This is a genomic window from Lysobacter sp. (assembly GCF_035655815.1).
Lineage (GTDB): Bacteria > Pseudomonadota > Gammaproteobacteria > Xanthomonadales > Xanthomonadaceae > Lysobacter_J.
On the sequence record NZ_DASRTS010000035.1, the window covers coordinates 81,903 to 95,309 of the forward strand.

Genomic DNA, 13,407 nt, shown 5'->3' on the forward strand with positions numbered 1-13,407 from the left:
GCCCCAGCCGCTACCCTAGCGCCCGCGCGCCACCGTGGCCGCCGTCACGCGAACCCTCGCACCGCTTCGCCCGCTCCGCGCGGGCATCAACACTGGGTGACTTTCCGATGTCTGCACTGATCTGCGGCTCGCTGGCCTACGACACCATCATGGTGTTCCCGGACCAGTTCAAGAACCACATCCTGCCGGACAAGGTGCACATCTTGAATGTGTCCTTCTTGGTGCCGCGGATGCGCCGCGAATTCGGCGGCTGCGCCGGCAACATCGCCTACAACCTCAAGCTGCTGGGCGGCGATCCGATCCCGATGGCGACCGTCGGCCAGGACTTCGGTCCGTATCGCGAGCACTTCGAGCATTGCGGCATCAACCTGTCGCAGGTGAAGGAGATCGAAGAACTGTTCACGCCGCAGGCCTTCATCACCACCGACCACGACAACAACCAGATCACCGCGTTCCATCCCGGCGCGATGATGCGCAGCTACGAGAACCACGTGAAGGACGTGAAGGGCGTGACGTTCGGCATCGTCAGCCCCGACGGTCGCGAAGGCATGCTGCAGAACGCGAAGGAATTCGCCGAGGCCGGCATTCCCTTCATCTTCGACCCGGGCCAGGCCATGCCGCTGTTCAACGGCGAGGAGCTGCGCAACTTCATCGAACTGGCCGACTACGTCACCGTCAACGACTACGAGTCGAACCTGCTGCAGGAGCGCACCGGCTGGAGCGAGAACGACATCGTCAAGCGCGTGAAGGCCTACATCACCACGCGCGGTCCGCACGGCTCGCAGATCCACACGCCCGACAAGACCTATGACGTGCCGCCCGCGCACGAGCGCCGCGTCACCGATCCGACCGGCTGCGGCGACGCGTTCCGCGCCGGCCTGATCTACGGCATCGAGAAGGGCTACGACTGGCTGACCATCGGCCGCATGGGCAACCTGATGGGCGCGCTGAAGGTCGAGCATCCGGGCACGCAGAACCAGCGCTTCGACTTCGAAGAGTTCAGCGAGCAGTTCAAGCAGCAGTTCGGTTACGCGCTGTAAGAAGCCGGGAATCGGGAACGGAGAACCGGGAATCGTACGAGCGGGTTACGGCTCGCTCTCTGGTTCCCGCCTTTGGCTCTCGATACCAGCCAGCGAATCGCGCGCAAGCTTGGGCTTCGCGCGCGCCACGATTCACGATTCACGATTCACGATTCCCGGCGATCGTCACATCATGTGCGCCAGCCAGAGCATCTCCGGCGCGGCGAGGCGTTCGAATTCCGCATAGGGCATGCGCACCACTTCGGTGTGGTTGCCGGCGTTGAACGCGATTTCCTGCTGATGCGCCAGGCGTGAGTCGATGTACACCGGCATGCCGTACAGGTGGCCGAAAGGCGGCATGGCGCCGGGTTCGCAATCGGGAAAGGCGTCGCGGAATTCGCTTTCCTCGGCCAGTTCCACGGGCACGCCGCCCAGCGCGAGCGAGAGCCGGTACAGGTCGGCGCGATACGTCGCGGGCATGACGACCATGGCGAGCTTGCCGTCGGCCTTGATCATCACCGTCTTGGCGAAGTGATTGGGCTCCACGCGCGCGGCCGATGCGGTCTCGTGCGCGGTGACGGTGCGCGGATGCGTCAGCGTCGTGTATGGCGCTTGGCCTTGGTCGAGCAGGTTGTGCAGTCGTGGGGAGAGCATGGCGTCCTCCACGTGGCGCAGCAGCGCTTCCACTCGCGGCCGTGCCGTCGATGAACCCGGCACGCGCTTCCGTTGCACGCGCCGCCCGATGCGTGTGCTGCCCGCATCGGTTCCGAGCTTACGGGCACGACCGTAAGGCGCGCGTGCAGGAATGCGTTCACGTGGGGCGTTTCAGCGACCGAGTGGTTCTCTTCGGACTTGCCTCTCGCTGTTAGAAGCCGGAGGCCGGGAAAATTCGCCCTCCATTCGCAATCGCTGCTGTGGGCAATCCCCCTCGATCCCCCTTTTTCAAAGGGGAGGAAACACCTACTGCGGCTGAAAGTACCTCGACGGCCCATCGCACCGTATCGGCCCCCGGTCTTCTCCCTCCTTTGAAAAAGGAGGGCCGGGGAGGATTCGCTTCTGCCTCGGACGCCTTCAGGTTCTGCGTATCAGCAAGCGGCACGATCCTTTACTGATCGAACTCCTCCGCCATCCGCTCAAGCCATTGCGGCAGATCGCGCCGACGTACCCGAAGCCGTCGCGCTTCGGCCAGGCGCTCCAGCATGTACGCGCGCCGCGCCTCGTCTTCGCCTGCCAGGCGCAGTGCGAGGTCGCGGTCCATCCAGCCGCGGATCTTCCAGTACAGCCCTGCGTGCAATGCGATCACCAGCACCGTGGTGATCACGACGATGACGTAGGCGATGTTCACGCCGGACGTCCCACCCGCTCAGTTCCACTTCGGCAGCTTGTTCGCGTCCAGTCCTCCCACTTCGAACACTGCCGTACGCGTACCGCCGGCCTTCACCGGAAACTCGATCGCGATGACTTTCGCGCCCTTCACGGTGCGCCACAGCATCTTCTCGTCTTCGATGAACATCGCGATGGCCTCGTCGGTCTTTGGCCGGCTCGCGTCCACCGGCTTCGGCTCGGCGTCGTCGACCTTCAGGCTCACCTTGCAACCGCCGTAGCAGTCGAAATCACCCTTCTCCAGCACCAGGTAGCTGCTGCGGCCCCAGTCGGGGTGATCGCGGAAGATCAGCTGCACCGGGCGCGCGCCGCTGCCGTCCGTGTCGACATGGTCCTTGGCGTAGATCGACGCGGACAGTTGCTCGCCGCCTTTCACCGGCTGCGTCTGGTAGGTCCACAGCACGCTCAGCCGGCGTTGTTCACGCGCCTGCGTGGCGCGGCCCTTCACTTCGTTGTAGCGCTCTTCGATGCGCGCCGCGGCGGCGCTGGACGGATATTTCGACATCAGCACGTCGCCGTGCGCGCGCGCGAGTTCCCAGTTCTGCCTGCCGTACTCCGCCTCGAAGGCCTTCGCCATTTCCTCGGCGGCCTGCTCCTGCGCGGCGGCCTGCGCCGCGGCTTCGGCCTTGGGGTCCTGCGCCGGCTGGCATGCCGCGAGCACGCCTGCAAGCACGAGCACCGGAACCTGCAATGCGGAGTGTTTCATCGTCCCCTTCCTCGTTCGATCAGCATGATCACGGCCTGCGCGACCGCATCGGGTTGCTCCACCAGCGACATGTGGCCGCAGCCGTCGAGCAGCACGCGCTGCGCCTGCGGCATGCGCTCGCCATAGATGGCCAGCGCACTGAGGTCGATCACCGCGTCCTGCCGGCACCATAGCAACATCGCCGGCTGACGGATGTCGGCGGCGGCCTCGCCGGGCAGGAAGCGCTCTTCGCCACGGCCGATGCGGTCGAGCACGCGTTGCTCGAATGCCGCATCGCGCCTACGCCGCTCGATGTAGATGCCGTCCACCGGCCACGGAATCACGGGTTTGGTCGCGTCGTCCTCGAACACCGTGTCCAGATAGCGTTGCAGGGATGCCTCGTCGCTCACCGCGAACGGGTTGCGCCCGGCCAGCACGTCCTCGCCGAAGCGGTTGTCGTTGAAGCGCACGCCGGCGGCGTCCAGCAGGCCGACGCGCGTCACCTGCTTCGGATGGCGAGCGGCCGTCAACGCCGCGATGCCGCCACCCATTGAATGCCCCAGCAGCACGACGCCCTCGCCCGCCACCGCATCGATGAAGTCGGCGACGCGATCGCTCTGCGCGTAAAATCCGTAATCGGCGCCCTCGATGCGCCCGCTCTCACCCCAGCCCGGCAGGTCGGGAATGATCAGGCGATAGCGTCCCTGCAGGCGCCTGGCGACCGGATACCAGTTCTCCTTGCTGCCGGTGAAGCCGTGCAGCATCACGACGACAGGCGCGCCTTCGGGCGCGTCGTCGCTGTAGGCGTACACCCAGCGGTGGTCGCCCACCTGCACGTGCGCCTTGGACAAACCCGCGGCGATGCGCTGGCGGGTGAAGTCGCCGCTGATGAGGGCGTACGGGTTGCGCCACAGCAGCGCGGCGGCGATGAGCAGGAGCGCAATGAGCGCGACGGAGACGATGCGGAGTTTGCGGTGGCTTGCCACGGTCACCTCATCTCGCCTGATGCCGAAGGACTGCCGCGCCTTGCCCCTCCCCTGCTTGCAGGGGAGGGTTGGGTTGGGAACCCTTGCCTTACTGCTTCGACGGCTGCTTCGCCTTGGCGATGGTCTCTTCGACCGAGGCGGTGGTGATCGGGTGATAGCCCGGACGCGCCTTGGCGAAGGTTTCTTCCGCCAGCTTCAGGCCTTCGGGCGTCTTAACCAGTTCGCTGTAGGTCGGCATGATCAACTTGCGGCGGCCGACGCGGGTGATGAACTCCGCCGCAGCCTGGTTGGCCTGCGTGTATGCGCTGCGCACCGCCAGCGGATACCAGCGCTGCGCGATCTCGCCGTTGGGCGTGCCGGTGAAGTGGAACGCGCCATCCAGCGCGGCCAGCTGTTCGGGCTTGAGCGTCTGCGGCATGCCGTCGATGAAGTGCACCCATTCCTGCGTGCTCCACTTCGCGGTGGCGTCCGATGCAGGCAGCGTGCCGGTGTCGAGCCAGGCCTTGCGCGCGGCGTCCACCGCGTCGAAGCGCGGCGACACGGTCTTCGGCGCACTGGCCGGCACGCCCGGCTGGTAGATCCACTCGTCCAGTTCGGCCTCGGTGACCTTGCCCGGATACTTGTCCAGCAGGTTCGCCTTGGCGTACTCGATGAACTTGGTGGTCGGGATCGACTGGAACGCGAAGTGGTTGAAGTACTCCTTCAGGAACGGATCGAACGCCTCGCGGCCGAAACGCTCCTCCAGGAACTGCAGGAACCACGCGCCCTTGGTGTACACGGTGGAGCTGCTGGCGCCATCGGGATCGGACAGCGTGCCCGGACGTAGCGCCAGCACCTGCAGCTTCGGGTCGATTTCCTTGTACTCGGCGGCCAGTTCGTTGCGCGAGATCACCTTCTCCATGTCGGCCGCTTCCTTGCCGTACAGGTCCTCGACGATGCGGTTCTCGACGTAGCTGGTGAAGCCTTCGTTGAGCCAGCCGTCCTTCGGCGTGGAGAACGTCACCAGGTTGCCCGACCAGCTATGCGCGAGTTCATGCGCGACCAGCGACACCAGCGACTTGTCGCCGACGATCACGGTGGGCGTGGCAAAGGTCAGGCGCGGATTTTCCATGCCGCCGTACGGGAACGAGGGCGGCAGCACGAGGATGTCGTAGCGCTCCCAGCGGTACGGGCCGTACAGGCGCTCGGCGGTGGCCATCATCTTCTCGGTGTCGGCGAACTCGGTGGCGGCCTTGCTCACCATCCCCGGCTCTGCCCAAACGCCGGCGCGTGCGCTGATCGGCTGGAAGGTGAGGTCGCCCGCGGCGATCGCCAGCAGGTACGACGGGATCTTCTGCGGCATCTTGAAGGTGTAGTCGCCGTCGCGCGCCGCCTTCGGGTCGTTGTCGGCGCTCATCAGCACCATCGTGTCCTGCGGTGAGGTCACGTGCGCGGTGTAGGTGAAGCGCACGCGCGGCGTGTCCTGCAGCGGCACCCACGAACGCGCGTGGATCTGCTGCGACTGGCTGAACATGAAGGGCGACTTCTTGCCCTGGGTCATTTCCGGCGTCAGCCACTGCAGGCCCGATGCGTCCGGCGAGGTGCGGTAGGTCACGCGGATGCGCGGATTGCGCTGCGGCGTCTGGATGGTGAGCTTGCTGCCCAGCACCTTGTCCTTGTCGGCCAGCGCGAACTCCAGGTCTTCCCACTTGCCGTCGCTGCGCTCGCCGACGACCTTCTCGACGGTGATGTCGCGCGTGTCCAGGACCAGCTGCGTGGCCTTCGCATCCAGCCAGTTGAGCGTGTAGGTGGCGCTGCCGGCCAGCTGCTTCTGGTCGAAGTCGACCTTCAGTTCCAGCGCGAGATCCTCGATGCGGACCTTGTCCGGCTCGGAGTACGAGTACTCGTCCACTTCGGCGACGGTCTTCTGGTCGGCGGTCACGGCGGCGGCCTCCTTGCTGGCGGTGTCGGCGGGCGGCGCGGCATCGCGCGAGCAACCGGCGGCGAGAGCGGCGGCAAGGCACAGGGAGAGGATCGAATAACGCATGCGGAATCCACGCAGGACAAGGGTGAGCGGCCGAGTTTAGCGCCTCCGCGCCGGCGGCTCGAATGGCGGAAGCTCACATTCCGCCCATCTCCGGGCCTCTACCTTGCGGCCCCATGAGCCCGCATTCCGCCCTGGGAGATTCCGGCAACCGCTGGGCCGCGGCGGCCCTCCCCTTCGTGCTGGCGACCACGCTGGCCGCCTGTGTCGCGCCACATGGCCGCGAGCAGGCACCGTCCGCCGCCGCACCGGTCACGCCCGACCTCGCCTACCCCGAGCTGTTCGACGCCGTGCAAAGGCGGCCGCTGTTTGCGGACCAGAAGACCTTCGCCGACGCGCGCCCGCTGCGTGATCCCGCGCGTATCCGCGCCGACTATCTGGCGCAGCGCGATGCGCCGGGTTTCGACCTGCAGACGTTCGTCGCGCGCGAGTTCGCGCTTCCCGCACCGGCGCAGACCACGCACGTCGAACCCGGACGCAACGTGCAGGAACACATCGACCGCCTGTGGCCGGCACTGACGCGACGCAATCCGCCGCCTCGACCCGGTGATAGCCTGCTGACGCTGCCGCAGCCCTACGTCGTGCCCGGCGGGCGCTTTCGCGAGATGTACTACTGGGACTCGTACTTCACCATGCTCGGCCTGGTCGAAAGCGGCGAGCACGAACGCTCGCGACAGATGCTCGCCAACTTCGCGTTCCTCATCGACGCGTACGGCCACATTCCCAACGGCACGCGCAGCTATTACCTCAGCCGCTCGCAGCCGCCGTTCTTCTCGCACATGGTCGAACTGGAGGCGCGCGTCGAAGGCGACGCCATCCTCGTGCGCTACCTGCCGCAACTGCGGCGCGAACATGCGTGGTGGATGCAGGGCGAGCAATCGCTGGAACCCGGGCAGGCGACGCGCCGCGTCGTGCGGCTGGCCGACGGAAGCGTACTCAATCGTTACTGGGACGACCGCGACACGCCGCGACCGGAAGCCTGGCTGCACGACGTGAAAACCGCCGCAAGCGTGCCACAGCGCGCGGCCGCCGAGGTGTATCGCGACCTGCGCGCGGGCGCCGAAAGCGGATGGGACTATTCCAGCCGATGGCTCGACGATCCACGCACGCTTGGCACCATCCGCACCAGCGCGGTGGTCCCGGTCGACCTCAACTCGCTGATGCATCACCTGGAAAGGACCATCGCGAAGGCATGCCACAAGGCCGCCGATGCCGCCTGCGTGCGGGAGTTCGACGCACGCGCATCGCGTCGCCAGGCCGCGATCGAACGGCACCTGTGGAATGCCGCCGGCTATTACACCGACTACGACTGGCAACGCCGCACGTTGCGCACGCCGGTCACCGCCGCGGCGCTGTATCCGCTGTACACCGGCATCGCGTCGCCGCAGCGCGCGCATCTCACGGCGGTGACGGTGCGCACGCGACTGCTCCGTCCGGGCGGACTGGCCACGACCACGCTGCGCACCGGCGAGCAGTGGGACGCACCCAACGCCTGGGCGCCCTTGCAGTGGGTCGGCGTCGAAGGTCTGGAACGCTATGGCGAACACGCACTGGCGCGCGACATCGCCGACGGATTCCTGCGCCGCGTGGAAGACGTGTTCCAGCGCGAGCGGCGCCTGGTGGAGAAGTACGACGCCGATGGAGACCAGGGACTCGGTGGCGGCGGCGAGTACGCGTTGCAGGACGGCTTCGGCTGGACCAACGGCGTGGTGCGTGCGCTGCTGTCGAAATATCCGCGGCCTGCCCAGACAACCGCGCAGCGTGAAGCGAAGGCCGCCGCGGAGTCAGCTGCATCCTCGCAACGGTGATTTCCGTCGCGCAGGCGGCGCAACGATCCTTCCCGCCAGACCCCGCTGAAGAGCGCGTGCGGCCTTCCTAGCCTGTCGTCCTTCCTCATCCATGGACATGCGACATGAGCGATCTGAAAGGCAGGGTGGCCCTAGTCACCGGTGGCAGCCGCGGCATCGGTGCGGCGACGGCATTGCGGCTGGCGCGGGACGGCGCCGACGTTGCGATCACCTACGCCAGTTCCCCGGACAAGGCGCAGGCCGTGGTGCAGTCGGTACAGGCGCTGGGCCGGCGCGCCATCGCGATCCACGCCGACAGCGCCGATGCGGATGCGGTAACGGCTGCGGTGGAGCGCACGGTGGCCGAGCTCGGTCGGCTCGACATCCTGGTGAACAACGCCGGCGTGTTCTCGTACAAGCCGTTCGAACAGGTCTCGCGCGAGGAATACACCGCGATGATGGCGATCAACGTGCAGGCGCCGTTCGTAGCGGCGCAGGCCGCATCCCGGCATCTCGCGAGCGGTGGCCGCATCATCACCATCGGCAGTTGCCTGGGCGAGCGCGTGGGCGGCCCGAACATGGCGCTGTACTCGGCCAGCAAGGCCGCAGTGATCGGCCTCGCCAAGGGATTGGCGCAGGATCTGGGCCCGCGCGGCATCACCTCCAACGTCGTCCAGCCCGGCCCCATCGACACCGACATGAACCCCGCCGACGGCGAGGGCGCCGATGCGCAGCGCCAGGGCCTGCCGCTGCGCCGCTACGGCCGCAGCGAGGACATCGCCGCGATGGTGGCGCACCTGGCCGGGCCGGCAGGCGACTTCATCACCGGCGCGGTGATCTCCGTCGACGGCGGCTTCTCGGCCTGACCATGCAGCGCGCGACCGTCCTTGCCTGGATCCTGCTGGTCGGCGCCGGCCTGCTGGAGGTGGTGTGGGCCATCGCACTGAAGCAGAGCGAAGGCTTCAGCCGCCTAGCGCCCAGCGTGGTCGGCATCGTGGCGGCGGTGACCAGCTTCGTGATGCTGGCCATCGCGTTGCGTTGGCTGCCGGTGGGCACCGCCTACGCGGTGTGGGTGGGCATCGGTGCCGCCGGTGTCGCGCTCGCCGGCATCGTGGCGCTCGGCGATTCCGCCAGCGCGGCACGGCTGGGTTGCGTGGCGCTGATCGTGGCCGGCGTTGTGGGTCTGAAGCTCATCGAGTGACGGCCCGCAACACGAAAGAATCCCAGCGGTGAATTGAGGTCCATCAAGGGAGCGCCGCCGGGCGTTCCCAATGCTGCGCGCCCCACGCACGTACAGGAGCGCGCCGATGGCCCTCATCACCTGGCAGGAGTCGCTGGACACCGGCATCGACGTCATCGACACGCAGCACCGGCGCATCTTGGCGATGATCAACGAGCTGCACCACGTCCAGTCGGTTGGCGATGCCGCGGCCGTGATGGGCGTGATCGACGAACTGACCGACTACACGCTTTCGCACTTCGCCTTCGAGGAAACGCTGATGGAGGACGCGGGCTACGCGTTCGCCCGCGCCCACAAGCGCATCCACGACATCTTCGCCAAGCGCGTGCAGGAATACCGCGCGCGGGCCGCCGCCGGCGAGGACGTTGCAAACGAATTGCGCAGCCTGCTGTCGCGCTGGCTGTTCAACCACATCCGCACCGACGATGCGCACTACGTCGGTGCGGTGAAGCAGCGCATGAACGCGCTCGCGCAGGACAACGCCGAGGACGGCTGGTTGCGCCGCTCGCTCAGGCGGTTCTTCCGCTGAGGGCGTGCCTTTAGACCTTGTAGCCGGTGTGGATGGCGACGATCCCGCCGGAGAGGTTGCGGTACTCGCAGCGCGAGAACCCCGCGGCCTGCATCATCCCCTTCAGCTCGTCCTGCGGCGGATGCTTGCGGATGCTCTCGGCCAGGTACTGGTAGCTGTCGGCGTCGTTGGCGAACAGCCGGCCCAGTCGCGGCAGCACCTGGAACGAATGGAAGTCGTAGATCGGCTTGAACCAGTCGGACTTCACTTCCGAGAACTCCAGCACGCGCGCCTGTCCGCCTACCTTCAGCACGCGGAACATCTCGCGCAGCGCGGCGTCCTTGTCGGTGACGTTGCGCAGGCCGAAGGCGATCGTGACCAGGTCGAAGCTGGCATCCGGAAACGGCAGCTTCTCGGCGTTGAGCTGCACGTACTCGAAGCCGGCGACCTTGCCGGCATCGGTCATGCGGTCGCGGCCGACGCGCAGCATCGCGCCGTTGATGTCGCCCAGCACGATGCTGCCGGCCTGGCCGACGCGGTCGCGCAGCAGCAGCGCGATGTCGCCGGTGCCGCCGGCGAGGTCGAGCACGCGATCGCCGCGCTTTACCTGGCAGGTGCCGACGAAATAGCGCTTCCACACGCGGTGGATGCCCAGCGACATCAGGTCGTTCATCAGGTCGTAGTTGCGCGCGACCGACGAGAAGACCTGGCCGACCAGCTTCTGCTTCTCGCCGACGGGCACGTCGCGGAAACCGAAATGGGTGGTACCGGGCGCATTGCCGGAACTGGCGTCCTGCTTCGGGCTGGATTCGTTCATGCGGCGATTATCGCACCCCATGCGACAATTCACCGCCGCCGGACGCGGGTCGTGCGCCGGAGCCCGCGCCGAAGGAGGAACACCGCGCCGATGAGCCGTTACGCGCCGCGCGAATGGCAGCCGCACGAGCGGCCCACGCTGCCGGGATCGCCCTCGACCCCGCTGCACTCGCCGGCACGCCGCGCGGCCTTCGCCGTCGTGGGCTTCATCGTCGCCATCACTGGCGGCCTCGGCAACGCCCTGGTCACCGCCAACCTGCTGAACCTGCAGGGTGCCATCGGCGCCACGTCGGCCGAGATCGCGTGGCTGCCGGCGGCCTACGTGATGACCAACGTCTCGGCGAACCTGATCCTGGTGAAGTTCCGCCAGCAGTTCGGCCTGCGCCTGTTCACCGAGGCCTTCCTGCTGCTGTACGCGCTGGTGACCTTCGCGCACCTGTTCGTGAACGACTTGAACTCGGCCATTGCGGTGCGCGCGGCGCACGGCATCGCCGCCGCGGCGATGAGCACGCTGGGCCTGTACTACATGATGCAGGCCTTCCCCGCGGCGCACCGGCTGCGCGGGCTGGTGGTCGGCATCGGCGTGGCGCAGCTGGCCCTGCCGCTGGCGCGCATCTTCTCGGCCGAGCTGCTGGAATTCGGCGAGTGGCGCGGGCTTTACCTGTTCGAACTCGGCCTGGCGCTGGTCGCGCTGGGCGGCGTGCTGATGCTGCGCCTGCCGCCGAGCGACCGCATGAAGGTGTTCGAAAAGCGCGACTTCCTCACCTTCGCGCTGTTCGCGCCGGGCATGGCGCTGCTGTGCGCGGTGCTGTCGCTGGGCCGCATCGAATGGTGGCTGGAGGCCGAATGGATCGGCTGGGCGCTGGCCGGCGCGATCGTGCTGCTGACCGCGGCAATGGCGGTGGAACACTTCCGCGAGAACCCCCTGATCAACACGCGCTGGCTGGCCAGCGGCACCATGGTGCGGCTGGCCGTGGCGATCCTGCTGATCCGCATCGCGCTGTCGGAGCAGAGCACGGGCGCGGTGGGCTTCATGCAGGCGCTGGGGTTCACCAACGACCAGATGCACGGGATGTTCGCAGCGGTGTTCGTGGGCGGTGCGCTCGGCATTGTCGCCAGCGCGCTGACCATCCGGCCCAACCGCATGATCATCCCTTCGACCATCGCGCTGGGCTGCATCGCCATCGGCGCGCTGCTCGACAGCCGCTCGACCAACCTGACGCGACCGGCCGACATGTACGTCAGCCAGTTCCTGATCGGTTTCGGCAGCGTCTACTTCCTTGGTCCGGCGATGGTCGCCGGCATGGGCCGCGTGATCGGACAGCCGCGCAACCTGATCACCTTCGTGGTGCTGTTCGGCATGGCGCAGAACCTGGGCGGGCTGATCGGCACCGCCGCGCTGGGCACGTTCCAGACCGTGCGCGAGAAATACCACTCCAGCCAGCTGGTGGAGCACCTGACGCTGCAGGATCCGCTGGTGGCCGCCCGCGTGCAGGCCGGCGCCTCGGCGTACTCGCAGGCCATCGCCGACCCCGCGCTGCGCAACGCTCAGGGCGTGCGCGCACTGGGCGCGGCGGCTTCACGCGAAGCCAACGTGCTGGCCTACAACGATGTCTTCCTGGCGATCGCCGCCATCGCGCTGCTGACCATGGCGTGGATGCTGGTGCATCGCCTGCAACTGGCGAGGCGCGACCGGCTGGCCGCCGCCGCGACCGCCCCCACGCCTTCGCCCGCCTCATGAACAATCCCGCCCCCGACGCCACGCCCGCAGCTTCGCAAGCCCGCCAGCGCCGCCGGCGCTGGCAGATGGCCGCCTTTGCGATGGTGGCCCTGATCGGCGTGGTGGTGGTGCTGTACGCATGGCGACTGCCGCCGTTCCGCAGCGACATCCAGAGCACCGAGAACGCCACCGTGCGCGGGCAGGTGACGATCATCGCGCCGCAGCTGGCCGGCTACATCACCGCGGTGCCGGTGCAGGATTTCCAGCGTGTGCGCCGCGGCCAGCTGCTGGTGCAGATCGACGACCGCATCTATCGCCAGCGCCTTCAGCAGGCGCAGGCGCAGCTGCAGAGCCAGCAGGCGGCGCTCGACAACGCCGCGCAGCAGCGGCGCAGCGCGCAGGCGCAGGTGCTGCAGGGCGAAGCCTCGATCCGCGATGCGCAGGCGCAGGCGCAGAAGACCGCCGCCGACCTGCGACGCATCGAACCGCTGGTCGCGCAACAACTGCTCTCGCAGGCGGACCGCGACCAGGCTATCGCCGCGCGGACGCAGGCGCAGGCCGGCGTCGCGCAGGCGCAGGCCGGCGCCGAGATCGCGCGGCAGAACGTGCAGAGCGTGGCGGTGAACGTGGGCGCGCTCGAAGCGGCGGTGGCCAACGCGCAGGCCGCGATCCGCCTGGCGCAGATCGACCTGGAGAACACGAAGATCCACGCGCCGCGCGATGGCCAGCTCGGCCAGGTCGCAGTTCGCGTGGGTGCGTTCGTCAATCCCGGTACGCAACTGATGGCGCTGGTGCCCGACCGCATGTGGGTGATCGCCAACATGAAGGAAACGCAGATGGCCCGCGTACGCATCGGCCAGCCGGTGTCGTTCACCGTCGATGCGCTGGGCGGCGCACGCCTGCATGGCCGCGTCGAGGAGATCTCGCCGGCAACGGGCTCGGAGTTCAGCGTGCTGCCCGCGGACAACGCCACCGGCAACTTCGTGAAGATCGCCCAGCGCATTCCGGTGAAGGTGTCCATCGACGACCGGCAGCCGCTCGCGGCACGGCTGCGTCCTGGCATGTCGGTGGTGGTGAGCATCGACACCTCCGGCGCGCGCGACTGAAGCGCCACGTCCGGCAAAGAACGCGCGCGATGAGCCCGGCGTGAAGGCGCGCGCAGCCGCATTGCACATCGCGTGGAACCCAGTGTTGCCGGATCGCGGGTGGCCCCGTTGCCGGCACTCCCGCACACTGTGCA

13 protein-coding genes are annotated in these 13,407 nt (G+C 67.6%); 7 read left to right on the top strand and 6 right to left on the bottom strand.

Annotation, left to right across the window (positions count from 1 at the left end):
- The first annotated feature begins 107 nt into the window (after positions 1 to 107).
- Positions 108 to 1,040 carry a carbohydrate kinase family protein gene (locus VFE83_RS09735; protein ID WP_324905528.1) on the top strand — a complete coding sequence of 311 codons (933 nt, stop codon included), beginning with the start codon at positions 108 to 110 and terminating at the stop codon, positions 1,038 to 1,040.
- A 165-nt stretch (positions 1,041 to 1,205) separates the two neighbouring features.
- Here the strand turns inward: VFE83_RS09735 and VFE83_RS09740 are convergent, their stop codons facing one another.
- From VFE83_RS09740 to VFE83_RS09760, 5 genes are all read right to left on the bottom strand, one after another.
- Positions 1,206 to 1,673, bottom strand: coding sequence for a YbaK/EbsC family protein (locus VFE83_RS09740; RefSeq protein WP_324905530.1), 468 nt, complete (start codon positions 1,671 to 1,673; stop codon positions 1,206 to 1,208).
- Positions 1,674 to 2,124: 451 nt separating this feature from the next.
- Positions 2,125 to 2,364, bottom strand: coding sequence for a hypothetical protein (locus tag VFE83_RS09745; RefSeq protein WP_324905531.1), 240 nt, complete (start codon positions 2,362 to 2,364; stop codon positions 2,125 to 2,127).
- A gap of 18 nt (positions 2,365 to 2,382) precedes the next feature.
- Positions 2,383 to 3,108: a hypothetical protein gene (locus tag VFE83_RS09750; protein ID WP_324905534.1), complete on the bottom strand. Its 726-nt coding sequence runs from the start codon at positions 3,106 to 3,108 to the stop codon at positions 2,383 to 2,385.
- Positions 3,105 to 4,073 carry an alpha/beta hydrolase gene (locus tag VFE83_RS09755; protein WP_324905536.1) on the bottom strand — a complete coding sequence of 323 codons (969 nt, stop codon included), beginning with the start codon at positions 4,071 to 4,073 and terminating at the stop codon, positions 3,105 to 3,107. The genes VFE83_RS09750 and VFE83_RS09755 overlap by 4 nt, the downstream gene beginning before the upstream one ends.
- Before the next feature lie 88 nt (positions 4,074 to 4,161).
- On the bottom strand, positions 4,162 to 6,099 hold the full coding sequence (locus tag VFE83_RS09760; RefSeq protein WP_324905538.1) for a M1 family metallopeptidase: 1,938 nt from the start codon (positions 6,097 to 6,099) through the stop codon (positions 4,162 to 4,164).
- 113 nt (positions 6,100 to 6,212) lie between these two features.
- Here VFE83_RS09760 and treA point away from each other — a divergent pair, with 113 nt between their 5' ends.
- The 4 genes from treA to VFE83_RS09780 all read left to right on the top strand — a co-directional run bounded on the left by treA (position 6,213) and on the right by VFE83_RS09780 (position 9,652).
- Entirely contained in the window at positions 6,213 to 7,904 is a 1,692-nt protein-coding gene (gene treA, locus VFE83_RS09765; protein ID WP_324905540.1) for an alpha,alpha-trehalase TreA, read from the top strand.
- A 104-nt stretch (positions 7,905 to 8,008) separates the two neighbouring features.
- A complete protein-coding gene (locus VFE83_RS09770; protein WP_324905542.1) occupies positions 8,009 to 8,749 on the top strand; it encodes a 3-oxoacyl-ACP reductase family protein in 741 nt (246 codons plus the stop codon).
- 2 nt (positions 8,750 to 8,751) lie between these two features.
- Entirely contained in the window at positions 8,752 to 9,084 is a 333-nt protein-coding gene (locus VFE83_RS09775) for a multidrug efflux SMR transporter (protein WP_324905544.1), read from the top strand.
- A 106-nt stretch (positions 9,085 to 9,190) separates the two neighbouring features.
- Positions 9,191 to 9,652, top strand: coding sequence for a bacteriohemerythrin (locus tag VFE83_RS09780; RefSeq protein ID WP_324905546.1), 462 nt, complete (start codon positions 9,191 to 9,193; stop codon positions 9,650 to 9,652).
- A gap of 10 nt (positions 9,653 to 9,662) precedes the next feature.
- Here the strand turns inward: VFE83_RS09780 and ubiE are convergent, their stop codons facing one another.
- On the bottom strand, positions 9,663 to 10,448 hold the full coding sequence (gene ubiE / locus VFE83_RS09785; protein ID WP_324905548.1) for a bifunctional demethylmenaquinone methyltransferase/2-methoxy-6-polyprenyl-1,4-benzoquinol methylase UbiE: 786 nt from the start codon (positions 10,446 to 10,448) through the stop codon (positions 9,663 to 9,665).
- 90 nt (positions 10,449 to 10,538) lie between these two features.
- On the opposite strand from ubiE, the gene VFE83_RS09790 reads away from it, so the two are divergent.
- Positions 10,539 to 12,188: an MFS transporter gene (locus VFE83_RS09790; protein ID WP_324905550.1), complete on the top strand. Its 1,650-nt coding sequence runs from the start codon at positions 10,539 to 10,541 to the stop codon at positions 12,186 to 12,188.
- A complete protein-coding gene (locus VFE83_RS09795) occupies positions 12,185 to 13,273 on the top strand; it encodes an HlyD family secretion protein (protein WP_324905552.1) in 1,089 nt (362 codons plus the stop codon). Before VFE83_RS09790 ends, VFE83_RS09795 begins: the two co-directional genes overlap by 4 nt.
- The last annotated feature ends 134 nt before the right edge of the window (positions 13,274 to 13,407 follow it).